The sequence below is a fragment of the Dorea ammoniilytica genome (assembly GCF_025567415.1).
Lineage (GTDB): Bacteria > Bacillota > Clostridia > Lachnospirales > Lachnospiraceae > Claveliimonas > Claveliimonas ammoniilytica.
The window spans coordinates 1-24,299 of record NZ_JAOQJV010000001.1 but is presented as its reverse complement, the minus strand read 5'-3'; the positions used below and the strand labels follow the sequence as shown (position 1 = coordinate 24,299).

The 24,299-nt window shown below is 42.6% G+C and carries 23 protein-coding genes, 2 tRNA genes, 1 riboswitch and 1 other annotated feature; of the genes, 2 read left to right on the top strand and 23 right to left on the bottom strand.

All coding sequences use genetic code 11. The features are described 5' to 3' along the window. Positions 1-48: 48 nt before the first annotated feature. From OCV65_RS00125 to OCV65_RS00110, 4 genes are all read right to left on the bottom strand, one after another. On the bottom strand, positions 49-816 hold the full coding sequence (locus OCV65_RS00125; protein WP_262580478.1) for a class I SAM-dependent DNA methyltransferase: 768 nt from the start codon (positions 814-816) through the stop codon (positions 49-51). A gap of 59 nt (positions 817-875) precedes the next feature. Beyond that, positions 876-1,205 carry a cupin domain-containing protein gene (locus OCV65_RS00120; protein WP_118451742.1) on the bottom strand — a complete coding sequence of 110 codons (330 nt, stop codon included), beginning with the start codon at positions 1,203-1,205 and terminating at the stop codon, positions 876-878. Positions 1,206-1,392: 187 nt separating this feature from the next. Further along, a complete protein-coding gene (locus tag OCV65_RS00115) occupies positions 1,393-3,705 on the bottom strand; it encodes a YhgE/Pip domain-containing protein (RefSeq protein WP_262580477.1) in 2,313 nt (770 codons plus the stop codon). Between the two features lie 15 nt (positions 3,706-3,720). After that, on the bottom strand, positions 3,721-5,862 hold the full coding sequence (locus tag OCV65_RS00110; protein ID WP_262580476.1) for an efflux RND transporter permease subunit: 2,142 nt from the start codon (positions 5,860-5,862) through the stop codon (positions 3,721-3,723). A 179-nt stretch (positions 5,863-6,041) separates the two neighbouring features. Between OCV65_RS00110 and OCV65_RS00105 the strand changes: the two genes are divergently transcribed. Next, positions 6,042-6,662, top strand: a complete 621-nt coding sequence (locus OCV65_RS00105) for a TetR/AcrR family transcriptional regulator (protein ID WP_262580474.1) — start codon at positions 6,042-6,044, stop codon at positions 6,660-6,662. A 41-nt stretch (positions 6,663-6,703) separates the two neighbouring features. Here the strand turns inward: OCV65_RS00105 and OCV65_RS00100 are convergent, their stop codons facing one another. The 19 genes from OCV65_RS00100 to OCV65_RS00010 form a co-directional block, all read right to left on the bottom strand. After that, a complete protein-coding gene (locus OCV65_RS00100; RefSeq protein WP_262580472.1) occupies positions 6,704-7,360 on the bottom strand; it encodes an ABC-2 transporter permease in 657 nt (218 codons plus the stop codon). A 2-nt stretch (positions 7,361-7,362) separates the two neighbouring features. After that, positions 7,363-8,205, bottom strand: coding sequence for an ABC transporter ATP-binding protein (locus OCV65_RS00095; protein ID WP_262580470.1), 843 nt, complete (start codon positions 8,203-8,205; stop codon positions 7,363-7,365). Further along, the gene (locus tag OCV65_RS00090) at positions 8,205-8,582 is read right to left on the bottom strand and encodes a GntR family transcriptional regulator (protein ID WP_262580469.1); all 378 of its coding nucleotides are present in this window, start codon (positions 8,580-8,582) and stop codon (positions 8,205-8,207) included. Before OCV65_RS00090 ends, OCV65_RS00095 begins: the two co-directional genes overlap by 1 nt. A gap of 138 nt (positions 8,583-8,720) precedes the next feature. Further along, positions 8,721-9,746 carry a branched-chain amino acid aminotransferase gene (locus OCV65_RS00085; protein WP_118383341.1) on the bottom strand — a complete coding sequence of 342 codons (1,026 nt, stop codon included), beginning with the start codon at positions 9,744-9,746 and terminating at the stop codon, positions 8,721-8,723. Positions 9,747-9,876: 130 nt separating this feature from the next. Beyond that, positions 9,877-10,389: an acetolactate synthase small subunit gene (gene ilvN, locus OCV65_RS00080; protein WP_118383340.1), complete on the bottom strand. Its 513-nt coding sequence runs from the start codon at positions 10,387-10,389 to the stop codon at positions 9,877-9,879. 40 nt (positions 10,390-10,429) lie between these two features. Then, positions 10,430-12,151: a biosynthetic-type acetolactate synthase large subunit gene (gene ilvB / locus OCV65_RS00075; protein ID WP_118383339.1), complete on the bottom strand. Its 1,722-nt coding sequence runs from the start codon at positions 12,149-12,151 to the stop codon at positions 10,430-10,432. A 78-nt stretch (positions 12,152-12,229) separates the two neighbouring features. Further along, positions 12,230-12,499 (bottom strand) — a binding site (T-box leader). 84 nt (positions 12,500-12,583) lie between these two features. Then, entirely contained in the window at positions 12,584-13,789 is a 1,206-nt protein-coding gene (locus OCV65_RS00070; RefSeq protein ID WP_262580468.1) for a glycosyltransferase family 4 protein, read from the bottom strand. Between the two features lie 5 nt (positions 13,790-13,794). Further along, positions 13,795-14,283 carry a dihydrofolate reductase gene (locus OCV65_RS00065; RefSeq protein ID WP_262580467.1) on the bottom strand — a complete coding sequence of 163 codons (489 nt, stop codon included), beginning with the start codon at positions 14,281-14,283 and terminating at the stop codon, positions 13,795-13,797. 37 nt (positions 14,284-14,320) lie between these two features. Continuing rightward, positions 14,321-15,169, bottom strand: coding sequence for a thymidylate synthase (gene thyA / locus OCV65_RS00060; protein WP_262580466.1), 849 nt, complete (start codon positions 15,167-15,169; stop codon positions 14,321-14,323). 176 nt (positions 15,170-15,345) lie between these two features. Beyond that, the gene (locus OCV65_RS00055) at positions 15,346-15,633 is read right to left on the bottom strand and encodes a DUF2325 domain-containing protein (RefSeq protein WP_118383334.1); all 288 of its coding nucleotides are present in this window, start codon (positions 15,631-15,633) and stop codon (positions 15,346-15,348) included. Positions 15,634-15,845: 212 nt separating this feature from the next. Continuing rightward, on the bottom strand, positions 15,846-16,277 hold the full coding sequence (locus OCV65_RS00050; RefSeq protein ID WP_118383333.1) for a MarR family winged helix-turn-helix transcriptional regulator: 432 nt from the start codon (positions 16,275-16,277) through the stop codon (positions 15,846-15,848). A gap of 123 nt (positions 16,278-16,400) precedes the next feature. After that, positions 16,401-16,961: a folate family ECF transporter S component gene (locus tag OCV65_RS00045; RefSeq protein WP_118451734.1), complete on the bottom strand. Its 561-nt coding sequence runs from the start codon at positions 16,959-16,961 to the stop codon at positions 16,401-16,403. 64 nt (positions 16,962-17,025) lie between these two features. Then, positions 17,026-17,129, bottom strand: a riboswitch (THF riboswitch). Between the two features lie 27 nt (positions 17,130-17,156). Further along, positions 17,157-18,542: an MATE family efflux transporter gene (locus tag OCV65_RS00040; RefSeq protein ID WP_262580465.1), complete on the bottom strand. Its 1,386-nt coding sequence runs from the start codon at positions 18,540-18,542 to the stop codon at positions 17,157-17,159. After that, positions 18,523-19,800, bottom strand: coding sequence for a homoserine dehydrogenase (locus tag OCV65_RS00035; RefSeq protein ID WP_262580464.1), 1,278 nt, complete (start codon positions 19,798-19,800; stop codon positions 18,523-18,525). The genes OCV65_RS00040 and OCV65_RS00035 overlap by 20 nt, the downstream gene beginning before the upstream one ends. A 30-nt stretch (positions 19,801-19,830) precedes the next feature. Continuing rightward, on the bottom strand, positions 19,831-20,553 hold the full coding sequence (locus OCV65_RS00030) for an MBL fold metallo-hydrolase (RefSeq protein ID WP_262580463.1): 723 nt from the start codon (positions 20,551-20,553) through the stop codon (positions 19,831-19,833). 78 nt (positions 20,554-20,631) lie between these two features. After that, positions 20,632-20,704, bottom strand: a tRNA-Gly gene (locus OCV65_RS00025). A gap of 39 nt (positions 20,705-20,743) precedes the next feature. Next, a tRNA-Gly gene (locus OCV65_RS00020) sits at positions 20,744-20,816 on the bottom strand. Positions 20,817-20,885: 69 nt separating this feature from the next. Next, positions 20,886-21,632: a DeoR/GlpR family DNA-binding transcription regulator gene (locus tag OCV65_RS00015; protein WP_262580462.1), complete on the bottom strand. Its 747-nt coding sequence runs from the start codon at positions 21,630-21,632 to the stop codon at positions 20,886-20,888. A gap of 352 nt (positions 21,633-21,984) precedes the next feature. After that, positions 21,985-23,427, bottom strand: a complete 1,443-nt coding sequence (locus OCV65_RS00010) for an ISLre2 family transposase (RefSeq protein ID WP_262580461.1) — start codon at positions 23,425-23,427, stop codon at positions 21,985-21,987. Between the two features lie 57 nt (positions 23,428-23,484). Between OCV65_RS00010 and OCV65_RS00005 the strand changes: the two genes are divergently transcribed. Further along, positions 23,485-23,970, top strand: a complete 486-nt coding sequence (locus OCV65_RS00005; protein ID WP_262580460.1) for a transposase — start codon at positions 23,485-23,487, stop codon at positions 23,968-23,970. Positions 23,971-24,299: the final 329 nt, after the last annotated feature.

Here is a 24,299-nt window from a genome sequence, read left to right as displayed (position 1 = left end):
TTCTCTTCTGTCCTTGATCTAATCTATCTTTAAATTATACCTGCACATCTAATTCGGAACACCCTTACCATGTTCTCTTGCTACCACACAGATACGTTCACTGGTCTCTGTCGGCGCCTTTCTCGTATAGGCATCATAAGCAGTCACAAATTCCAGACCTGACCACTCTACAAGCTCCCGCATTGCATCCAATGTATATGCTTTTTGATAATGCATTTCCTGGTATTTGCGGTACAGATTGCTGTCCTGTTCCTTAATAAAGAGTGTCAGTTCGTACTCATTCATGCTTTCATCTTCATAATAATAATTATCCCAGATAAAACTACAATCTTCACGATCTTCCGCAATGGTTTGTTCACCCAGGATCTCTTTGTATTTGTACTCTGTATTAAAATCAAAAATAAATATACCTTCCGGATCCAGATAATTATTCACCAGACGGAATACCTGTTCCAGTTCTTTCTCATCTGTAATATAATTCACACAATCACAGACACTTACCACAGCGCGTACCGTACCATAAAGTTCGAATTCTCGCATATCCTGCAACAAATACAAGATATCATGACCGCTCTGTGCTTTCTTCTCCATGGCAATTTCCAACATCTCTGCTGATCCATCCGCGCCAATCATGTCATACCCTTTTGTAGCCAGGATCTCAGTAAGACTTCCGGTTCCACATCCAAGATCCAATACCAGTCCATCTTCAATATCATATTCCCGAAGCAGTTCTGCCAGGTATTCTGCCCACTCTTCATAAGGTACATTATCCATGAAAGTATCATAAACTTCCGCAAAGCTTGTATATGCTTCCATATTAATTCCTCACTCGTATAATATCTATACTATCTGTTCTGTCATTCGTAATCAATCTGCTAGAATACAACTGTAAGAAGCATCTTAAAGCGCTCTTCTCCGTATACTGCATGTGGTTTCTTTGCAGGCATGATGATTGTCTCACCCTCATGAAGGATAAATACATCTCCTTCAATCGTGAATCTTCCCGTTCCCTCCAGAACAGTTACCATCGCATCTCCACCAGACTCATGTGTGCTGATCTCTTCATCCTTCTCAAATGCAAATAATGTCACGCTGACTGCATCATTTTGTACCAGAGTCTTGCTGACTACCTGTCCCTGCTGATAAGTCAGCTGATCTCTTAATTCTAATTTCGCTTTTTTATCAATATTCTTATATCCAACCATAATTATAATTTCCTCCTAATATTGATTATTCCACGTGTTTTTTATCTTAACACAGAATAAATTCATATATCAACTCTATTAGTTAAGAAATATGATGTTGGGAACAAAAGCCCCAACTATAACAAAAACATCGGGAAACCATTGCTGATTTCCCGACATCTCCATGTGCCATATATTTTCGATGATATTAGTCGTCAATACCCTCTGTCTCGATGATGAACTTTGTGCGTCCACTCATATCAGACTTAATTCCTGCGAATGACTTGTAATCCTTACCTGCATCTGTAATAGCTTTCAGTCTGGTTGTCACATTTGCAATATCTCCATCAAAAAGTGATGTCAGCTTATCAATCGCCTCTGCCTTGTACTCAGCCATACCTTCTGCCAATGTCTCATTACCAGCTGCAAGTGCGTCTGCACCAGTCTTCAATGTGCCTGCTCCCTCATCCAGTGCTGTTGCTCCTGAACCAAGCTGTGTAGCTCCGCTTGCAAGAACGCTTGCTCCGGCTGCAAGAGTACTTGTTCCGGCTTTCAGCTCATCAGAACCAGCTGCTAACTCAGCAACACCCGCGGATACTTTCTGTGATCCTACAGATAATGCTGCTGCTCCGGTCTGAAGCTTTGTATTATTAGATGTTAATAATCCCAGATTCGTATTTACACTCTGAAGTCCTCCATTAACTGTTGCTGCTCCATCTGCCACTGCTTTTGAAACATTTATAAGTCCTGGGTTCTCCGCTGTTCCATCTCCCACATTTACAGATTTCTGAACACCCTGTGCATACTGATCTGCTCCTGATGCATATCCTGCAGCTGTTCCGGCTTCTGTCGCAACTGTTCCTGCTAATTCAGTTACATCTGAAAGTCCATTCACAGATGCTGAAACCTTTCCATTCAGATCATCTTTTGTAACAGTAACTGTTGCTCCTGCATTCTTTACAGCGTTCACTGCTGCGTCAAGATTCTCATCTGGAACTCCTGCAGCGCTCAATGCTGTTCTCAATGCACTTTCATCGAACGTTGCTGTCTTGGTAAGATTAACATCTGCCACATTTGCTGTTGCAGTAAGTCCTGCTACAGTTTGTGCAAGTGTCTTCGAATCTGTTGCCGCTGCCTGAGCATTCGTATTAGCCTTATCTGCATAATCAACCAATGTCTCCAATGTTTTGCTTAATGTCTGAACACCGGAAGCCAGTCCTGAAGCGCCTGCTGCCAGTTCACTTCCACCCTGCATCAATGACTTCGGCTGTTTCTCGCTAGTTGCTTCCATTCCAGCTTTCAGCGCTGCTACATTATTCGTATAATCATTCACACCTGTGCTCAAATCTGCTGCACCTTCTACCAGTCCAGACTGATCTTTCGGATTGGTTACATCTTTCTTATGATCTACAGATGCCTGTAATGTCTTCAGACCTCCCTGGATATCGCTTGCACCATTATCCAATGCTGTCACGCCCTGTACCAGTGTTGGGACTTTTGCTACCAATGTATTAGCACCTGTTGCAAGTGCTGCTGTACCGCTCTTCAGTGTTCCGGCTCCGTCTGCCAGCTGGCTTGCACCATCTGCAGCTTCTTTCGATCCATCTACCAGCTGATTCGTTGCATCATTCAGCTCATCGATAGAATTGCTCAGGTCGCTGAAATCATCAATATTATCTGTATCCAGATCCTGTAAGAAGTCTGTAGTAGCGACTGTGATAGATGGCTCTACCGTTGCATTCTTAACATCTGCTGTAATCGTTACTTCTTCCGGAAGCTCCAGATCACTGTCTTCCAGTTTCAGGTTATCATTCAGTCCCGGGAATCCCAATCCTACTACAATCTGACGTTCTGCATCAGAGATGACTTTACCATTGTCGATCTGTACATTCTCGTACTGATCTGCTGGCAGCAACATTGCTGTGATCATGGTAAATGGTGTAAATACTTCCTCACTTGCTCCATTTACATCCTGTGTAGACTTGGATGTGTTAGAGTACTTGATATGGATCTCTACCTTACCATCTTTGCCCTGCAGATCCTCGGCGCTGATGTCTTTTCCATCCAGCTTGTAGCTGATCTTTACACCTACCGGGAGTTCCTTGTCTGTAGTTCCCTGATAGTAAATGTCATCGCCGACTGCTTCCCAGCTCAGTTCGTCGCCAGACTCTTTGTATTCCTCATCACCTTTGATATTCTTGATATCACTCAGATCAGAAGTATCTGACAATTCACCATTTCCTGTATTCTTCAGCCATTCGGTTACGGTTGTCTTCTTTACTTTACCGGATGGATCGGCTTTTACATATACAGATTCTTCCTTTGTTGTTCCTGTTTCTTCTGCATCATCACTCTTGGTGGACAGTGCGTTTTCTGCTACCTCTTCCAGCTTTTCAGTATCTACCTCAGCTGCCTTTGCAGTAATCGCACTTCTCTGATATCCACAAGTTCCAGCTGCACCGGCAGCTACTACAACTGCCATGGCTCCAGCCATTCTTCTCATATTTTTCTTCTTGTTCATATCCGTAACCTCCTGTTATGCCTGTGCTCCATCTGTAAGAGCATCATTACTGTTATCATTATTATTCTGATTCTTCTTATTATCATCGCCAGACTGTGGAAGAAATCCCTTACTGGTCTTTACGATGACTTTATCAAATACCATGAACATAGATGGCAAGATGAATACTACTACGATCATACTGATGATTGCGCCTCGTGCCATCAATACACACAATGAACTGATCATATCAATGTTAGAGTACATACCTACACCAAATGTTGCTGCGAAGAAACTCAACGCACTGACGATAATAGACTGTGCTGATACCTTATGTGCTGTAGTGATCGCATCATGTTTGCTTGCGCCGCGGCTTCGCTCTCGGCGATATCTGGTCGTCATCAGAATCGCGTAATCAACGGTTGCTCCCAGCTGAATGGTACCGATTACAATAGAAGCTACAAATGGAAGCTGTGTGCCTGTGTAATAAGGAATACCCATATTTACAAATATTGCGAATTCGATAACACCCACCAGAATGATCGGAAGGCTGATGGACTTAAACAGCAACAGGATAATCACAAAAATCACACCAATAGATACTGCACTTACCATCTTAAAGTCTGTATCTGTAATATCGATCAGATCCTTCGTCAAAGGTGCCTCACCTACCAACAGTGCTCCCTTATCGTATTTCTTTACGATCTTATTGATCTCATCTACCTGGTTATTAACTTCATCTGATGCTGTCTTATATACAGAGTTGATCATGATCATCTGATATTTATCCGTCTTCAGCATACTGGTCAGTTTGCTTGGAATCATATCTGATGGGATACCAGGTCCAACGATGTTGTCAAGTCCGAGACTCCACTTTACACCGTCAACTTTATCAATCTCTTTCAGCATCTTATTAACACTTGTTGAATCTACAGAACTGTCTACCAGAAGGATATGGGTAGAGTTCATATCGTAGTCGTCTTTCAATTTCTCATTAGCAACGATACTCGGCAGATTCTTAGGCAGTGTCTCATCCAGATTGTAGTATACGCCCGTGTGGTTATTGCCATAAATAGCAGGGAATAACAATATGAGGAATAATAATACATATACTTTATAGTGCTTTGTCACCTTATCTGACAGCCGGTTAATGTTCGGGATCAGCGGCTTATGGCTGGTCTTCTCGATCAGTTTGTCACAGCACAGGATCATAGATGGAAGAATCGTTACACATGCAAGCACTCCAAGTACAACGCCTTTTGCCATTACAATACCAATATCTTTTCCCAAAGTAAAGCTCATAAAGCATAATGCGAAAAATCCTGCAATAGTGGTAACGGAACTACCGATTACAGATGAAAATGTCTGTGAAATAGCATGTGCCATTGCACGCTCTTTATCGCCATTATATCTCACCTGCTGTTCCTGATAACTGTGCATCAGGAAGATGGAATAATCCATCGTAACACCCAACTGCAAAACCGCTGCAAGTGCCTTTGTAATATATGATATTTCTCCAAAGAAATAGTTACTTCCCAGGTTATACACAATCGCCATTCCGATACTCAAAAGGAATAACACCGGGATTACAAAAGAATCCATTGTAATACTGAGGACAATAATTGACAGAACAACCGCAATCAATACATACAGCGGTGTCTCTTTCTCAGCTAAGTCTCTGGTATCTGTAACGATTGCTGACATACCACTGATAAAGCACTGCTTACCCGCAATCTTGCGGATCTGTGTAATGGCATCCATCGTACTGTCCGCTGATGTGGATTCATCAAAGAACACTGCCATCATCGTACCTGTCTCGGAATTAAATGCCTTATAGAACTTATCTGGCAGCATGCTCTCTGGGATTGATATATCCGATACGGAATCGTACCACAATACTTTTGTTACATGGTCGACATCCTCAACCTTCTCTTTTAACTTTGCAACATCCTTATCTTCCATGCCATCCACGATCAACATGGAAAAGGCACCTGTTCCAAAGTCATTAACCATAATGTCCTGCCCTTTCATCGTCTCAATATTCTCAGGCAGATAGGTAAGTACATCGTAATTAATTCTTGTTCCAAAATATCCCATTGCAGATGGGATAAGCAGGAGAACAGACAGAATCAGAATGACGACTCTGTACTTAACAATTTTCTTCCCAACTTTAACCATTTCTCTGACTTCCTTTCGTTTTATGACCATCAGTCATTTATTCAAGTAGCACTATATCTCAAAAATGACCATCAGTCAATACTTTCTTTGAAAAAATGTGACTTTTGGTCATTTTTTATTCAAAACCACTTGCAATCCGAATCTGATTGGTTATAATTATCGTTAAGAGGTAATTTGTTATGGGAAAAGTGGATGAGAACAAAAAACAAAAAAGAGAAGCCCTTTTGAACACGGCATATGAGCTCTTTACCACAAAGGGCACCAATGCAACTGCTATCTCTGATATCGTCAGACAGGCTGGCGTGGCAAAGGGTACATTTTATCTGTATTTTAAAGACAAATACGATATCAAGAACAAATTAGTAGCACATAAGACCAGCGATTTATTCCAAAAGGCAGGCAGATCCATGCGAGAAGCTCAGGTAAATGGTCTGGAGAATCAGCTGATCTTTATCATTGATCACATTATCAATACATTGGTAAAGGATCTGCCACTTATGAACTTCATATCTAAGAATCTGGTTATGGGTGCTCTGCGTAATACCCTCCTCACCGGAGAGTCAGATAACAGCGAGATTTATGACGAATTTATAGAACTGGTGGAAGAGGATGATTACAGTTATGACAACGTAGATGTTATGCTCTTTACCATTGTTGAGCTTGCCGGTTCTGCCGGATACAACTCTATTCTGTATCAGGAACCATTGCCAATTGAAGAATATAAGACTTTCCTTTATCGAACTGTGCGATTGATTATTGAAAGTCACAGAATAACAACAAAAGAGGAAGCTGTATCCTGACCAGCTTCCTCTTTCGTTGTACATTGTTAGATCAAACATATCTAAAATTCTCGTTTTTCCATCACATGAACAGAGATAAATATTGATATCAGCAATACTGCCAGACATATCACGACTGCACCGACCGCTACCACCCCTTCTGACAGATTGTTAAAGTTCTGAAGAACATTTTCCATATCTGTACCCATTCTTTTACCAATCCACGCCATGACATATGCGATTGCAAAAATTGCAGCTCCCATTACTGCCATAGCGATTCGACTTTTCTCCGGTCCAAATTTGAGTTGTATTGGAAGCATAAAGCCACATATCAAAGCACCCATTCCCAGGGCTACTGCCGCACTGAGCACCAGATCTTCTGGTGTTGCATTGGTCGACCGGACAATTCCAATGCCCAGAGTAACAATCAGGGACACCGCTGACACTATCAAAGATGTCAGTAAACAAAATAAGTATTTCTCCTCTACATATTTCCTGCGGCTGATCGGAAGTGCTAATAAATATACCATTCCATTATTATATTCATCATAGCTGATTGTTGATATACTAAATATCGTAGCCATCAATGTCATATAAGAAATCAGAAATCCGAGATTATTACTGGTTGCTCCAAACACAGCCAGAAATATACATAAGATAAATACAAACTGCTTCTGCCCTTTCATTAACTTCCAATCTTTAATCAGCATCGCTTTCATATCTATTTCTCCTTCTTTTCCATAAGAATCAATTCATCAATACCACTTTTTTCTACAACAATGTCCGGATAATTCTCAAGATAAAACTGTTTTTCATTGGTGAGGCATCGATATCCGTATTCTTCCTTTCTGACCGCAATGATATATTTCCGGTCGATTTTCCAATATTGTTCTTCCGTCACTTTCAATACCCCATATTTACCAAGTAATACATCCGTGTCTTCATGAAGTACAATCTTGCCATCATTGATCAGGTAAATATCATCACAGAATCCTTCCAGATCTGTTGCAATATGAGAACTGATCAGAATCGAACGGTCTCCTGGCTCCATATATTCGCGCAGCATATCCAGAAGTTCTTCCCTGGCACTCACATCCAACCCAGCTGTCGGTTCATCCAGAATCAATAATTTTGCTTCATGGGAAAGTGCCAGATTAATCTGCAGCTTCCGCTTCATTCCGGTCGAAAATTCCTTAATCTTTTTATGATATGGAAGATCAAAACGCTCACATCGTTCACGAAATGATTTCTCGTCAAACTTTGTATACAAATTCTTCATAACCGGTATCAAATCTTCCACTGCCAGATATTCACTGATTCCAGAATCCGAAAGGACAACGCCCATCTGTTCCCGGTCCTCCGTTCTGAGATCCGCTGCTTTCTTTCCAAACACTTCTACTTCACCGCCATCTGCACGGATTAATCCCAGTATTGCTTTAAATGTCGTACTCTTCCCTGCACCATTTTTCCCTGCTAATCCGGTGATCATGCCATCTTCCACCCGCAACGAGCAATCCAGGTGAAAATCCTGATAATTCTTCTGCAACTGTCTAATCTCTATCATTATCCCTGATCCTCCAATATAATCTGAAATACTTCCGTAATCTCCCGGTTACTCATGCCACAGCTTCTTCCCTTGCGAATTGCCTGTTCCAGATCACTCTCCACTTCTTTGCGTCGTTCCTCCAGCATAATCTCCTGCCCTGCGCAGGACACATAGCTTCCTTTCCCATGAACAGTAACGACAAAGCCTTCTGCTTCCAGTTCATCATACGCTTTCTTCACCGTCAACGCACTGACTTTCAGTTCTCTCGCCAATGCACGGACTGATGGAAGTGCTGTATCTTCCTTCAGTGCTCCCTTCATGATCTCTGCCTTGATCTGCGAAACGATCTGTTCATAAATAGGCTGCATGGAGGAATTATTTATAATCAACTTCACTGTATCGCCTCCTTGTACAAACAGTATATAACAGTAACCAACTGTTGTCAACTGTTATATACTGTTTATTTTCAGGAAAAAAATAAGAAGAAAATACATTTCTGTACTTTCTTCTTATTAGCAATCAACTCATATATCTTACAGAATTCTGTGAATCCATCCTTCCGGAGCTTCGATTCTGCCCATCTGGATACCTGTCAGTGTCTCATACAGCTTCTTGGTAACAGGTCCCATCTCTTCCATACCGCTTGGGAAACAGATCTCTTTACCGTGATCTACGATCTTGCCTACCGGTGAGATAACTGCTGCTGTACCACACAGTCCGCATTCTGCGAAGTCTTTTACTTCATCCAGATATACTTCTCTCTGCTCTACTTCCAAACCAAGATAGTGCTCTGCGACATACATCAGAGAACGTCTCGTAATGGATGGAAGAATAGAATCAGACTTCGGTGTAACTACTTTATTATCTTTTGTTACGAAGATAATATTAGCTCCTCCCGTCTCTTCAATCTTAGTTCTTGTAGCAGCATCCAGGTATACATTCTCATCATATCCCTGCTGATGTGCATCTACGATAGCATGAAGGCTCATTGCATAGTTAAGCCCGGCCTTAACATGTCCGGTACCATGCGGTGCTGCACGGTCAAAATCACTTACTCTGATTGTGATCGGCTTAGCGCCACCCTTGAAGTATGGACCTACCGGAGTACAGAACATACGGAACTGATACTCATCTGCCGGCTTCACACCGATAACAGGGTTAATACCAAACATATATGGACGAATATACAATGTAGCTCCTGATCCATACGGTGGTACATATCCTGCATTAGCCTTAACCACCTGATCAACAGCGTCAATAAACTGCTCTTTTGGAAGCTGCGGCATCTCAAGACGTGCTGCTGAATCCATCAGACGTTCAGCATTCAGATCCGGACGGAATGTAACAATGTGTCCATCCTCTGTCGTATATGCCTTCAGACCTTCAAAACATGTCTGTGCGTACTGAAGTACACCGGCACATTCATTCATTACAATGTTAGGATCATCTGTAAGAGCACCTTTGTCCCATGCTCCATCTTTATAATTTGCAACATATCTCTTATCTGTCTGCACATAACCAAAACCAATATTAGACCAGTCAATATTCTTCTTTTCCATGATTATCATTCCTCCGTTCTGTAACTAGTCATTTCATTTAATAAAGTCATTATAATACCATTAATAGCAAAATTCAAGAGTGCGCTCGGTTTTATTTATAACAGGTCAGCTATTCAGAGCTGCCACCACACTATTTCTCCATCATACTGATAGACTCGATTCCGACACTTCCACCGCGTACGACTTCGATACTATTAAACTCTTCTTTCATCAGATTCACTACTGCATCATTCTTCGTAAAGCTCTGAACAAATTCCAGCAATACACTGTCTTTTCCATAGTCTACCACTCTGCCCTTGAAAGTCTCAGCGATCTGAAACAATTCTGCCTTATCGGCAGTGTCACATCTGCGCACCTTGACGTACATGATCTCTTTCATCCATACGAATGTGTCTGTAAAATCAATCACCTTGATTACTTCGATCATACGATTGAGCTGTTTTTTAATCTGTTCATAAGTCTCATCGTCTGCAATGGTCACGATGGTCATACGCGATACCGTAGGGTCTTCCGTTGTACCTACAGTCAGACTGTCCAGGTTATAGGCTTTACCTGAAAACAGTCCGGAAATCTTGGAAAGTACACCTGCCTGATTCTCTACGAACAGGGATATCCATCTTTTCTTCATTGTATTATGTGTCATACCGTTTATCTCCCTTCCACTACTGATTTACCGTCATACATTAGCAATCCATAATCAGGTCGCGAAGTGTACCGCCCGGCTCTACCATCGGATACACCAGATCTTCCGGATCAATCTCAAATTCGATAATATATGGTGTCTTTTTACTCTTCATTGCTTCGCGGAACGCCGGTTCAATATCCTCTTTCTTCGTTACACGGATTCCCTTTGCACCATAGCTCTCCGCCAGCCTGATAAAATCAGGTGTATACGGTGGGCATTCCACCTCTCCGCACTTACCGCGGCAGGCTGCTCCGGAATGAAGACAGGTCATGGAATATCTCTTTCCATAGAATAACTTCTGCCACTGGCGTACCATGCCCAGATTATTATTATTGAAAATGCAGGAAATAATCGGTAATTCTTCCAGTACAGCTGTTGCTAACTCCTGGATATTCATCTGCATACCACCGTCTCCGGAAATGGATACGACCGGAGTATCCGGATTACCGATTTTTGCTCCAATAGCACCTGGGAGACCGTATCCCATAGTTCCAAGTCCACCGGACATCAAGAGCTGTTTCTTTTCTGTAATCTCCGCAAACTGTGCTGTAAACATCTGATGCTGTCCCACATCCGTTACCAGAATCAGCTCATCAAATACCCGGTTAATAGTCTCGATAATATCCTTCGGAGTCATGATCGGCTTCTCTTTTGCAGCCAGCGGATGTTCTTCCTTCCATGCCCCAATCTGCTCTATCCACTGTTTTGTCTCACAAGGTTCTACATATTCCAGCATTCTGGTCAGTGCATCTCTCGCATCTGCAACGATCGGTACATCGACTTTTACGTTCTTAGAAATTGCTGCTGTGTCAATATCAATATGAATGATCTGCGCTTTCGGCGCAAAAGAATGCAGCTTACCGGTAATTCGGTCATTGAATCTGGTTCCGATTGAAAACAACAGATCACATTCACTGACCGCCATGTTACAGGCATACGCACCGTGCATACCAAGATTTCCTATATATAATGGATGATTTGTCGGAATCGCACCTCTTCCCATGACCGTTGTAACAACCGGAACATTGGTAATATTCACCAATTCCGTAAATTCTTCGGAAGCATGTGAAATCTTCACACCGCCACCTACCAGGAATAATGGGCGTTTCGCTTTATTCAACATCTTCATCGCACGTTTTAACTGTCCCACATGCGCCATCGTATTCGGCTTATAACCGCGAATATTAACTTCTGACGGATATTCCGGATCACCAAGTTCAGCCATTACATCCTTCGGAAGATCAATAACAACCGGTCCAGGTCTTCCGGATCTCGCAATGTAAAATGCCTCTTTGATAATCCGTCCCAGATCATCACGATTCTTAACCATGACTCCATACTTGGTAATACTTCTGGTTATACCAACAATATCTACTTCCTGAAATGCATCATTACCGATCAAAGGTCTTGATACCTGTCCGGTAAAACATACCAACGGTACACTGTCATAATAAGCGGTAGCAAGTCCTGTCACCAGATTCGTTGCCCCCGGTCCGCTGGTCACCAGACACACGCCCACCTTTCCTGTCGATCTTGCATAAGCATCTGCCTCATGAACCAGTGCTACCTCCTGTCTTGGAAGAATCACTTTCGTGTAATCCTGCTTATATAATTCATCACTGATATCAATGGTACAGGCTCCCGGATATCCAAATAATGTATCCACACCCTCTTCTCTCAGTGCCTTTACAAGCAGCTTATTTCCACTGATTTTTCTCATATATGTATACCTCCTTGTCTCTGTATCCTGCCTCTCATAACCGGTAAATATTACGAAAAAGAAACGCCCTAAGCTAACGCTTAGGGCGAATATACTATCCGTGTTACCACCTAATTTCAGAGATATCATCTCTGCTCTCTGTCAGTACAGAATGCCCCCGGCATCCGATACCGCTCCCCATAACGCTGGAACTGCGTTGAAACCTACTAACCGTCTTATTATAATTATGACAGCGTTCAATCCACTGCTCAAGGGCTACTTCCATAAGTCCATCTTGAAGATTCGCACCACCCATCTTCTCTCTTGGCTTCTGGCTACTTATGTACTCCTCCCTGTCATAGCATTTATCAATGATTCAGAACCTTAATCGCTCCGAACTGTTATTGAAATAATTATATCTCGATGCCCTCTGTATTGTCAACCTTCGTTTTATTAATAACACAGCACCTTGCGACAAATATTCTCCCATGAAATCCGACTCAGATCCGGAACTCCCTGATATGGCATCTTTCTGCTCTCTTCAATCAACTGCGCCAGTCGTTTTTCAAACTTTTCCAGGCTGTCCGAAACCGGATCATCGGTATTCACCATCTCCGGCGGCTCCAAATATAATATCGGAGCATTCTCCACATTTGCACTTACCCAGGGACGGATGCCCGGAAGATCCGTTACGATCACCTTACAGCCACACGCCATTGCTTCTATTATAGTAAGCGGCAGTCCTTCGCTGTAGGATGCCAGTACAAACAGATCACTTCGATTATAAGACGCTACCAGATCAGCCTGCGAAAGTCTTCCCAGCAAATGCACAGGATACCTGGATTCCTCCGCGAGCCTCAATATCCGTTGATACTCTTCATGATTGCCGGTGCCTCCCACCAGATCTACTTCCAGTTCGTCTGTATTCATATGCAAATACTGAAGACTTCGCACCAGACTTTCCACGCCTTTCTTTTCTGCGATCTTACCAACATAAATAATGCGATATGAATGCTTGTCGTTCTTTTCTTCCGAAACCTCTGGCTGACTGAGCCTATGAAATACGGATGCATTATACCCACTGCCCACAACTGTAATCTTCGTTTCCTCTACCGGATATATCTCCATGATCTCTTTCTTCTGCTCCTCATGCAGTGCATAGACCGCATCCAGTTTCGGAATCTGTGTTCGGATATATTCCCGTTCCAGTGGAATCTTTTTCATCTGTCTGAGATCCGTATTATGGCAGAATCCACATACCCGGCATTCCGGCAACACCTCTCTGGCAATGGATGTTACCAGATACAGGTGATGACAAATCACCAGATCCGGTCGGAACTCCTCTGCCGCCTTTCGAATTGAAGATGCAAAAGAAGCTTTGAACCGTTCCAACATATCTTCGTTCATCTGACCATATATGGTGCTTTCATAAGGCATCTCATCCGACATTCCCGCAATAGGAAATGGGAGTTCTTCTGTTTTAAAATATACCGGATAAAACACTGTTCCGGTCGGAAAATCCACCGTATCCTCCCTGTATACGCCTGCCAGTACCGCCTGCTCATGTCCGAGAGTTGCAAAACCTTTTACCATTTCTGTAAGGTAAAAACCGCTACCCGTGCTATGTGGTTTCTGTGCCGTAATCGTCAAAATCTTCATATTCTCTATACCCGTTCGTAAATTGTAAATACATATTCCAGATCAAAATAGGTCTGCTCATCGCTTACTTTAGTCATTTTCCATTCCGGATCTTCATCCAGATTTGGAAAATAAGTATCTGCAAGATATGCATGATCGATCCTTGTCACATATGCCTTATCGCAATATGGAAGCAAGGCCCGATACACACTCTCGCCGCCGATCACGTAAACATCTTCTGCCGGATACTGCTTTAATTCCTCCAGAAGGGAATCAATATCATGCACTACCACTGCATCTTTCACCTCATAATTTGAATTCCCAGTCATTACAATATTGGTGCGTTTCTTAAGCGGCTGTCCTCCCGGGAAACTTTCCAGAGTCTTTCTTCCCATTACAACCACTTTACCGCTTGTGGTCTCACGGAAAAACTTCATGTCCTGCGGAATGCTTACCAACAGCTTGTTACCATATCCAATTGCCCAGTTCTTATCTACTGCAACGATCAAATTCATTTCTCGTCATCCTTTCTTATCTATTCTATATTGCATCTTATACTGCTACCGGAATATTCTTGATCTGTTCATGCGTCTCATAATCGATCAATGCCACATCATCCCTTGTAAACTGATAAAAGTCTTTAATCTCCGGGTTCAGCCAAAACTTCGGTGCCGGCAGCGGCTCTCTGTTGATTAGTTCCTCAACCATCGGAATGTGTCTGTCATAAATATGCGCATCAGCAATCATGTGCACCAGTTCGCCAGCCTTCATATCACATACCTGCGCCAGCATATGCACCAATACCGCATACTGGCATACATTCCAGTTATTGGCAGTCAGCACGTCACTGGAGCGCTGGTTTAGCACCGCATTCAGCGTCAGCTTATCGCTGTCTTTATCCTTGGTTACATTAAATGTCATACTGTAAGCGCATGGATAGAGCGCCATCTCATGCAGATCCTGATGTACATACATATTGGTCATAATACGACGGCTGTATGGATTATTCTTCAGATCATAGATTACACGGTCAACCTGATCCATCATACCTTCCTTGTACTGATGCTTCACACCAAGCTGATATCCGTACGCTTTGCCAATAGAACCATTCTCATCTGCCCAGCTGTCCCAGACATGCGAATGCAGATCATGGATATTGTTCGACTTCTGCTGCCAGATCCAGAGCATCTCATCCGTACAGCTCTTAATCGCAGTTCTTCGAAGTGTCAGCGCCGGAAATTCCTTAGACAGATCATAACGGTTCACCACTCCAAACTTTTTAACCGTATAAGCACTGGTGCCATCCTCCCACACCGGACGCACCTTTTCACCTTCCGTACTGGTGCCGTTGTCAATAATGTCACGGCACATATCTATAAACACTCTATCAGCATAACTCATGTATCTATGTCCTCCTTGAATATTAATATAACGTTTGAGGCAAAAGCCCCAACTATGATGCCTGCGGATCGCTTTGTGCTGCACACTTCCACTGACATTTTAATTATTGTAACATAAAAAGAACACATCCAAAAGCGGATATGTCCTTTTCATAATGATTTATCACAAAGGAGTAATTAATTAGCTGCTACACATTCTGCCAGCACACCTTCCAGTGCACTTGCACTGCTGCTGTGGATTCTCTCAATTCTTGATCCGGAACGCTGTGCTTCTTTGATCGCGCATTTTACCATTTTGTGCGCCGCGGTTGCTGTGAACAGTATCACAAGATCCGGCTGTCCAATCTGCGTCTTCAGATTACCTTTCATTCTGGTAAATACTTTTGCCTTACATTTGTGCTTTTCGCAGATCTTCTTATACTGTCTTTCCATACATTCATTTCCACCAATAATTACAACGCTCATATATCAACCTCTATTCTTTTATTTTGAAATCGATTCTCATTTACATTTAAAAGTTTATCATAGGAATGCATGTATTGCAATATGATTAATGATAGTGTTTTCTCACTTCTGTACTTTAACCTGATTAATTTGCAAGCTCATGTGGATTTAGACCTTTTGACTCTGGCATCATAAAAAAGAGGCTTCGCCCTCTTGGACAAAACCTCTTGTCATTACACATCACTTACATTATATAATACGCGATTCAGCATCTTCTGAAGTGCCTGTACTTCTCTTCTGGTCATTCCCAGTGTCAGGTTCTTATCGATCCGTCTCCGGTCTGCTTCCATTCTTCGCTGAATATCATATGCCTTTTCTGTGAGATACACGTTCTTCTTTCTCTTATCCTTAGCATTCGGTACGATCAGTACATACCCCTTCTCATCCAGCCTCTGTAAGAGTCCGGTCACGGTAGGATTCTTCAGGTTCAACGCTTTCTCAATGTCTCTTTGATTCACTTCTTCCTTATCACAATGGAACAGATAATCCAATACCTCACACTGAGAAGATGTAATTCCAATTCCCTTAAGCTGGTTATTGATATCTTTCTCGTATACGGTATTAATCTGCTTGAAAAGGAAGCCTACAGGTAATCTCTCCTGCATACTATCACCCTTTCTTAATTAAAAATTATACACCCTATAGATAGTATGCTATATTTTTTTCTGAAAATCAAGAACATCTTTCAGAATTCTTCACACCTGCAATTTTATGCATCTGTAAAAACTTTATGCACGTTCTCCTTTTACCATAGTAAAGAGATGCGCTTTTCCCATAATCTTACTTACACCATAGAATAATGCCACATAGATTGGGAATAATACAATCTGCTTAATCACGCGCGCCGGAAGAATTGCCATAAATGCCTGACCGTATAATAATGTCAGCCAGTATGTATTCAGGCAGATATTTACAAAGATCATTACCAGTCCATTCGCCAATGCGATTCGCTTAATGCTAAGTGGTTTCTTGTACAGAATCACTCCGTAGATCACACCACTCAGTGCTCCGCTGATGGTAAAGCCAGGGAAAAATGCTCCCGTCGGACGTACCAGATATTTCACGATATCCGCTGCGGCTCCCATCAGTCCACCGACTACAGGTCCAAACATCATGCCGGTCATCTCATCTGCAATAAATGCAAAACCAATCTTAATGAAATCCGTCACCTGAAGGGTGTAGAACCCTAACACGACAGCAATTGCAAGAAGCATTGCTGTCGTTGCCAACGCCTTTACGTCTTTCAGCTCATGAAAGGAGTCTCGAAATGATTTGGTCAAATTGCTCATAAAAAAATACCTCCTTTGCAGTAGCCCGTAAAACTACTCATAGCAGGTATTTACCGTTATGTGTAGCAGCGGGATGCGGAATGTGCACCGCAAGTGATTCTTTCACTTTTCGTCCTACCGACAACTCCCCGTCCGGCTGGCACTTGACGCGCATATTCCTACTCTGCGTTTCTTAATTTTATTTTGTTTCGGGTATCATTCTAGCACAACGTTACCCTGCTGTAAAGCCTTCATTTCTCGTTCTGCAAATATAATTGCTACAAGAGCTGCTGCGCCGTCCGCAATCGGTCCCGCATACATTACTCCATCGATTCCCATGAATAACGGAAAAATCAGAATCAATGGCAGCAGGAAAATGATCTGCCTGGTCAGGGATACTACGATACCAAGCTTCGATTTTCCGATGGATGTAAAGAATCCTGAAGACATCGGTTGAATGCCATTCATGAACGTAACAAACATAAAAATTCGGAAATACCGTTCCGCAAAATGGAAATACGCTTCGCTCCCCGAACCGAAAATACTGACAATCTGTCTTGGAAACAACTGAAAACATCCAAAGAACACTACGCCAAGCACAATACAGATGGCAAATGCCTTCTTATAAGCTTCCCTTACCCTGTCATAATTATGGGCTCCGTAATTAAATCCCCAGATTGGCTGACACCCCTGGGAAATGCCGATTGCGATTGCCATAAAGACCATATTCACCTTGGAAATAACGCCCACGCAGGCAAGCGGAATCTCTGATCCATACATGGACTGCGCTCCATAATACCGCAAAGTATTATTCATGGTAATCTGCACAATCGCCATGGCAATCTGATTGATACAGGACGCCATACCAAGCGATACGATCATCTTCAGATACCCCGCTTTGGGTAAAAACATACTCCGCTTCAATTCCATCTTCCGTTTTCTTGCAAAATAATAGATCACCATCAATCCGGATACCACCTGACCGATCACTGTCGCCGCCGCTGCACCTTTGATGCCCCAGTGACACACAAAGATAAATAACGGATCCAGTATCGTATTCAGGATTGCTCCTGTTAACATACAGGTCATAGAATACGTCGGACTTCTGTCCGCACGGATCAGATGATTACCTCCGGTAGTGAGAATCAGAAACGGAATACCAATTGCCGTAATTCCTGTATAATCCTGCGCATATGGCAAAATCTCTTTCGTCACACCAAACAGATGTAGCAATGGATTCAAGAAAATCAGTACGATCGCACCAATTGACACGCCACAGATTACCAGCATTGCAAGTCCATTGCCTGCAATCTCTGCCGCACGCTCATTTCTCCCCGCCCCTGCTTCCAGGTTATAATTCGATGCACTTCCGATTCCCAGCAGAAGTGCCGTAGCTGTACATATAATAGATACCGGAAATGCAATATTGGTCGCCGCATTGCCAAGTATTCCTACACCCTGTCCGATAAAGATCTGGTCTACAATATTATATAGCGAACTGACCAGCATACTGATGATCGCCGGCACAGCAAACCGGGCGATCAGACGCCCGATTTTTTCCTCCGCAAGAGGATTCCCCTGTTTAATATTCTCTGATGACACTGCTGATCTCCTTCACTATAGGCATGCGAAGGAGTTCTTCCTGCGCATCCTGCATATGATATTCCTTAACAGCATCCGTAACGATTACGACCTCTGCCATACCATCTGTAATAATCTTCTGGACCACCTTGTTTATGCTGACCTTATGCTCCCCAAATACACTTGCAATCGAAGCCAGTACGCCAGGACGGTTCTCCACCTGCATACGAAGGAAGAATTTGCTTCTGATATCTCTGCACTTTTTCACCGGGAGTTCTCTGTAGCAAGTATTACTGATACGTCCGGTACATCCATTTACCATATCACGGATCACATCGATAATATCTCCCATCACAGCACTGGCTGTCGGAAATTCTCCCGCACCTCGACCGTAGAACATAACATCGTCCACTGCATCACCATGTACAAATACCGCATTAAAGGAATTGCGCACAGATGCTAATGGATGCTCAGATGAAAGCAACATCGGATATACGCATGCCTCAATACCACTCTCCGTATTACGGGCAATACCGATCAACTTGATCACACTGTCAAATTCTTTTGCATACTTGATATCCTGTGCTGTAATTTTAGTAATACCCTCGATATGCACATCATCAAATACGACCTTGCTGTGAAATGCGGAAGTAGCCATAATTGCCACTTTACGTCCGGCATCCAGACCTTCAATATCCGCTGTCGGATCCGCTTCCGCATAACCAAGCTCCGTTGCTTTGGCAAGGGCTTCCTCAAAACTCATCCCCAGCTCAAACATTTTTGTCAGAATATAGTTCGTCGTACCATTGACAATACCGGTAACCTCTGTAATCTCATTACCAGCCAGACACTGACGAAGCGGACGCATAATCGGGATTCCGCCAGCCACTGCTGCCTCAAACATCAGATCCACATGATGTGCTGCTGCAATCTCCAGCAGATCTTCACCACATACTGCCAGCAGATCCTTATTAGCAGTTACTACATTCTTGCCGGCTTTCAGCGCTTCTGTGATGATCGTCTTTGCGGGTTCAATACCGCCCATTACTTCAACTACAATGTCAATCTCTTTATCTTCTATAATGTCTTTCCACTGATCCGTCAGCAAACTTTCATCAATGCCTTCACGCTTTTTATTCCGGTTGTGAACCAGAATCTTAGCAATCTCCACATCTGCTCCGGTCTTGCTGACCATCTCACTCTTTTGTCTCTCGATCAATTTGTAGACACCTCCGCCTACTGTTCCAAGTCCAAGTAGTCCAATTTTCACTGTCTTCATATCTTGTCTCCTTTTATCTTATCCTCTGTATTAACTATCTATAAAGCTGTCCGATGCGATCATCTTCACCGGAAGCCCTTCTGCTTTGCACTGCCTGCATTTCTGCTCTGCAAGATTACAAAAATGATATCTGTCATCCTCCGGATAAGGAAGATGGTACAGACAGATCTGTTCCGGTGCAATTTTTTTCAGGAAAGCTTTTCCACTTTCACTGCTGATCTGATAGACCATTACAAACGCTTTCCAGACATTGTCCTGCCCCGTATATGTTCGTATTCCGTCTACAAGCTCTGGTACAAGGATTGCATCTCCACTGACCCAGATCCAGCGGTTCTTCCAACGGATCAGATATGAACAATGCGGTTCGTCTTCATAAATCTTCCCGTCATGTACCGTAGTAAATGCATAAACCTCATATTCTTCAATCTGCATTCTGGCAATGCCATGTTCTAATACTACTGGCTGAATATTATCTTTGTCAAGTCCCGGAGCATAGACAATACGTCCCGGATACCTTTGCTGAAACTCATCCACCAGCGCCTGATCATAATGATCCTCATGAATATGGGTAAAAAGCAGGTCATTAGGTTTGGCAAAAAAGCTCCTTCCCTGACGCATCATACAAATATACTGCTCCGATGTATCAGAAAATCCTGTTTTCCTTCCCCGATGCAGTCCGTCAATCAACAGCCCACTCGTCCCATTCCACAGGTATAAACCTTCATTTACCGAATGATAAATCTGAAGCTCCATGCAGTTCTCCTCTCCTTGAATTGTTGCAGTACAAAAAATAAGAGATCTCCGAAGCAAATCGAAAATCTCTTTATCAAGAGCGACAGACGGGGTTCGAACCCGCGACCCCAACCTTGGCAAGGTTGTACTCTACCAACTGAGCCACTGTCGCATATTCAGTTGTTCTGATGGAAACAATTGCTTTTATAAGAGCGACAGACGGGGTTCGAACCCGCGACCCCAACCTTGGCAAGGTTGTACTCTACCAACTGAGCCACTGTCGCATATTGAATTGTTCCGCATCAGAACAATAATTATTCTACTACGGCATTTGCGATTTGTCAACAACTTTTTTAAGGAACTTTTACAATATGCTGCATGCCTTCATAGCCGCTTACAATTTGGTCAGTCAGAATCGTTCCACCATAGAATGTTGAGAAGCTTACCGGACTGATCAGATCAAACTTAGATGCATCTGTCACGATGTAACATTCCTTGCACTGCTCCATCGCCATACTCTTCACTGCCGCCTCATTGATATCCGGAGTGGTAAATCCCGTCTTCTTGGTAATGCCGTTCGTTCCGAAAAAGCCTTTCGTAAAATGGTAATTCATCAGCATCTGAACTGCCTGCGTTCCAATCACTGCCTCGGTGCTGGCTTTTAATTCACCACCGAGCAGGATAACTTTCATGCCTTTCTTTACCAGACGCTGGGCATGCGCCACACCATCTGTCACGTATGTCACACTGTCATCCAGCAGATAATCTAACATCATCGCCGTTGTTGTTCCGGCATCCAGATATACAAAATCACCCGGTTCGATCAAAGACGCTGCGTACTTGGCAACCCGTCTTTTCTCTTCCAGATTCACATCCTGCTTCTGAGCCACTGTAGGCTCTGCCGGAGTAAATGTCTGATAATTCTTTGCCACTGCTCCGCCGAACACCTTGGTCAGCTTGCCAGCCTTATCCAGTGCCGTAATATCTCTTCGCACGGTAGACTCTGAGGTCCGGAGAAGATCCCGGACCTCAGCTACTGTTATACTTTTTTTATCTTCTAATAACCGTAATATCAGTTCATATCTCTGTTCTGTAAGCATACGCGTTCTCCTTACATGTCCTGTAATTAGCATACCGCATTCACATTTGCCAGTCAAGAGTACATCAGTCTTAGGATGGTGTAAACCTACTGTCAGTTGGGAAAGATTAGAGAGACCCTAAGATAGAATAGAATTCGCTTTATTTTTCCCAAGTGTATAACAATCCTTTTTCTTCGTCAACTATCTGATTTATGGCTCACTTATTAAACCTTACTGCTGTTTTTATTCTATCTGCCCTTGACTCTAGGTCAAGGACAAGACATGTGCTCTGCATCCTTGACCTAGAGTCAAAGGCAGATTTGAGATTAAACAAGCAGGTAAGGTTGTTTGTGTGCCTTGCACATTTTTTTGATCAAAGTAGTTTGAGATTGGTTCTGATGCTTGCCATCTTTTTTGCTGTCAATCCAGGGATTGTTACCTGAAGGCGATCAATATAGGATCTGGACTGATCATAGTGATCTGTCATAATCTCCCGCATAGACACTTTCTCCACGGCTATGTTATCTGTCCCCTTACGCTTCATTGATCTCTGCTCGCGACTATATCGGATGAGATCTATAAGCTTTTCCCGTCCATAGTTTCGTTCATAGCATCTGAGTTTGCTCATTCTATCCGCTCCGATCTGACTCCATCCCATCGGTCTGGAACTCAGACGGTCAGAAAGAACACTACTCACATGCCCTTCCGCACTACATCCGGTCAACAGTTTATTATGATAGCTTCGCATCACTGCATTCCAGTTTCCTAATGCATAACTTTGCAGTTCATATATCGGTTCCGGATTGCTTGCTGATGCAAGCATTTCCTCTGTATACTTTTTAAATTTTGATCGCTGCTTTTTATAGATAAATTTGTACAGATTAGCTCTTGCTTCTTCTGCCTCATCCAGCATCTGGTTTGCAGCTGCATTAATATATTTTGTCATATGAAATTTATCCACACAATACAAGCTACGATCAACATACGTTGTTGCACTATCAATCCATGCAGCTCCATCTCCACTTATGAATACTCGTTGTAATTCATCAGAATCATAGGTTGCTTCTATGTAACTCTGTACTTCTTCCCAGAACGCTCGAACCCCTTTACTTCCTTCATACAATCCACTGAAGTAATAGGTGTTTACCAGTTCTTTTCGTCCTTTTACTTTCGGATTCTCCTGCTTATATTCATAAATATATGCCAGCCGGCTGATAAACCCCTTATTCTCCTTCGACCATCGTCCGTGTTGTTCGGCAATATGATCTTCATCTGCTTCAACAAAAAGATATTTACATTTTTTCTTTGTCTCCGGAGTCTGAAAAGGTATCACATCTGCAATCCCATGGACTTTGTTCATCACTGTCGTTTTCGTGATCTTTGATTTTGAAGGTATGACTTTTGAAGCTTCTTCATAACTGGTTTTTATTGCTTCTGTCAGTATTGCAGTCTCTGCAGCTTCACTGAAGCGCTCATGTGCATCAAGACCGAGCATCTCTTCCAAAAGATAATGATACTTTCCCTCGCTATTTCGACTTTGAAAGTATGTGCTGTCAAAGACCACATCCCCAACAGAGGTTATTAGGGTTCGTTTTTCATGACGGCATATATTGTACTTGAGTTTTCGCCAGGCATCATTGCACAGCCTTTCATTCATGCTGGAAAGAACAGCACTTAGAAAACCGGCAGAAAAATTTTCTGTGGAAGCCTTGACCGAGGTTTCCAGGCTATAAAAATCTTTTGGATTTTTCAAAAATTTTTCCTCAGCTGCAATAATCTCTTTTACTAATACTTCTAATAATGCTACAATGTCCATGAGAGTAATCCTCCTTTGATATATGTTTTTTTCGTCGAAACCATTATACCTTAGAAAGTGATTACTCTCATTTTTATTTTCTTTATTCAACTAACAATTTCTTTACACCAATNCAGTCTGTTCAAAACTGACAGTATTGTCCGTAAGGAAGGATACGAGGAACGCTATGACGCACTGCTTCAGGAGAACCAGCTGCTATTTACTCTGGACCTGATCAAGGAAAAGCTTAACCTGGCTTATTCTCGGAAAGATGAGGCCATTATGGCAGAAGACATCATCAGTATTATGGATATGTGCAAGGCAACGGGCAATCCACACTTCCTGTGGTTTGAGCGTCTGCTTAGCAACCACTTTGAGGGCATTATCGCCCACGCAACTTATGATATCTCAGCTGCAAAGATTGAAGGTATCAACAACAAAATCAAGACTCTTCGCAGACAGGGATACGGATATCCTGATGACGAATATTTCTTTCTGAAGCTATTCGATATGAGCCGACAGAGCTACGAGAGGAATCGGAAATCCCACAAAATTTGTGATTGAGCCAAAATCTTTTGGATTTTTCAAAAATTTTTCCTCAGCTGCAATAATCTCTTTTACTAATACTTCTAATAATGCTACAATGTCCATGAGAGTAATCCTCCTTTGATATATGTTTTTTTCGTCGAAACCATTATACCTTAGAAAGTGATTACTCTCATTTTTATTTTCTTTATTCAACTAACAATTTCTTTACACCAATCAGTCTGATGGTGTAAACCTACTGTCAGTTGGGAAAGATTAGAGAGACCCTAAGATAGAATAGAATTCGCTTTATTTTTCCCAAGTGTATAACAATCCTTTTTCTTCGTCAACTATCTGATTTATGGCTC

What these genes read in the sequence shown, in the direction of transcription:
- OCV65_RS00125 (WP_262580478.1), bottom strand. Translation starts at nt 816, where the DNA reads ATGGAAGCATATACAAGCTTTGCGGAAGTTTATGATACTTTCATGGAT.
- OCV65_RS00120 (WP_118451742.1), bottom strand. Translation starts at nt 1,205, where the DNA reads ATGGTTGGATATAAGAATATTGATAAAAAAGCGAAATTAGAATTAAGA.
- OCV65_RS00115 (WP_262580477.1), bottom strand. Translation starts at nt 3,705, where the DNA reads ATGAACAAGAAGAAAAATATGAGAAGAATGGCTGGAGCCATGGCAGTT.
- OCV65_RS00110 (WP_262580476.1), bottom strand. Translation starts at nt 5,862, where the DNA reads ATGGTTAAAGTTGGGAAGAAAATTGTTAAGTACAGAGTCGTCATTCTG.
- OCV65_RS00105 (WP_262580474.1), top strand. Translation starts at nt 6,042, where the DNA reads ATGGGAAAAGTGGATGAGAACAAAAAACAAAAAAGAGAAGCCCTTTTG.
- OCV65_RS00100 (WP_262580472.1), bottom strand. Translation starts at nt 7,360, where the DNA reads ATGAAAGCGATGCTGATTAAAGATTGGAAGTTAATGAAAGGGCAGAAG.
- OCV65_RS00095 (WP_262580470.1), bottom strand. Translation starts at nt 8,205, where the DNA reads ATGATAGAGATTAGACAGTTGCAGAAGAATTATCAGGATTTTCACCTG.
- OCV65_RS00085 (WP_118383341.1), bottom strand. Translation starts at nt 9,746, where the DNA reads ATGGAAAAGAAGAATATTGACTGGTCTAATATTGGTTTTGGTTATGTG.
- ilvN (WP_118383340.1), bottom strand. Translation starts at nt 10,389, where the DNA reads ATGACACATAATACAATGAAGAAAAGATGGATATCCCTGTTCGTAGAG.
- ilvB (WP_118383339.1), bottom strand. Translation starts at nt 12,151, where the DNA reads ATGAGAAAAATCAGTGGAAATAAGCTGCTTGTAAAGGCACTGAGAGAA.
- OCV65_RS00070 (WP_262580468.1), bottom strand. Translation starts at nt 13,789, where the DNA reads ATGAAGATTTTGACGATTACGGCACAGAAACCACATAGCACGGGTAGC.
- OCV65_RS00065 (WP_262580467.1), bottom strand. Translation starts at nt 14,283, where the DNA reads ATGAATTTGATCGTTGCAGTAGATAAGAACTGGGCAATTGGATATGGT.
- thyA (WP_262580466.1), bottom strand. Translation starts at nt 15,169, where the DNA reads ATGAGTTATGCTGATAGAGTGTTTATAGATATGTGCCGTGACATTATT.
- OCV65_RS00055 (WP_118383334.1), bottom strand. Translation starts at nt 15,633, where the DNA reads ATGAGCGTTGTAATTATTGGTGGAAATGAATGTATGGAAAGACAGTAT.
- OCV65_RS00050 (WP_118383333.1), bottom strand. Translation starts at nt 16,277, where the DNA reads ATGCAGGAGAGATTACCTGTAGGCTTCCTTTTCAAGCAGATTAATACC.
- OCV65_RS00045 (WP_118451734.1), bottom strand. Translation starts at nt 16,961, where the DNA reads ATGAGCAATTTGACCAAATCATTTCGAGACTCCTTTCATGAGCTGAAA.
- OCV65_RS00035 (WP_262580464.1), bottom strand. Translation starts at nt 19,800, where the DNA reads ATGAAGACAGTGAAAATTGGACTACTTGGACTTGGAACAGTAGGCGGA.
- OCV65_RS00030 (WP_262580463.1), bottom strand. Translation starts at nt 20,553, where the DNA reads ATGGAGCTTCAGATTTATCATTCGGTAAATGAAGGTTTATACCTGTGG.
- OCV65_RS00015 (WP_262580462.1), bottom strand. Translation starts at nt 21,632, where the DNA reads ATGCTTACAGAACAGAGATATGAACTGATATTACGGTTATTAGAAGAT.
- OCV65_RS00010 (WP_262580461.1), bottom strand. Translation starts at nt 23,427, where the DNA reads ATGGACATTGTAGCATTATTAGAAGTATTAGTAAAAGAGATTATTGCA.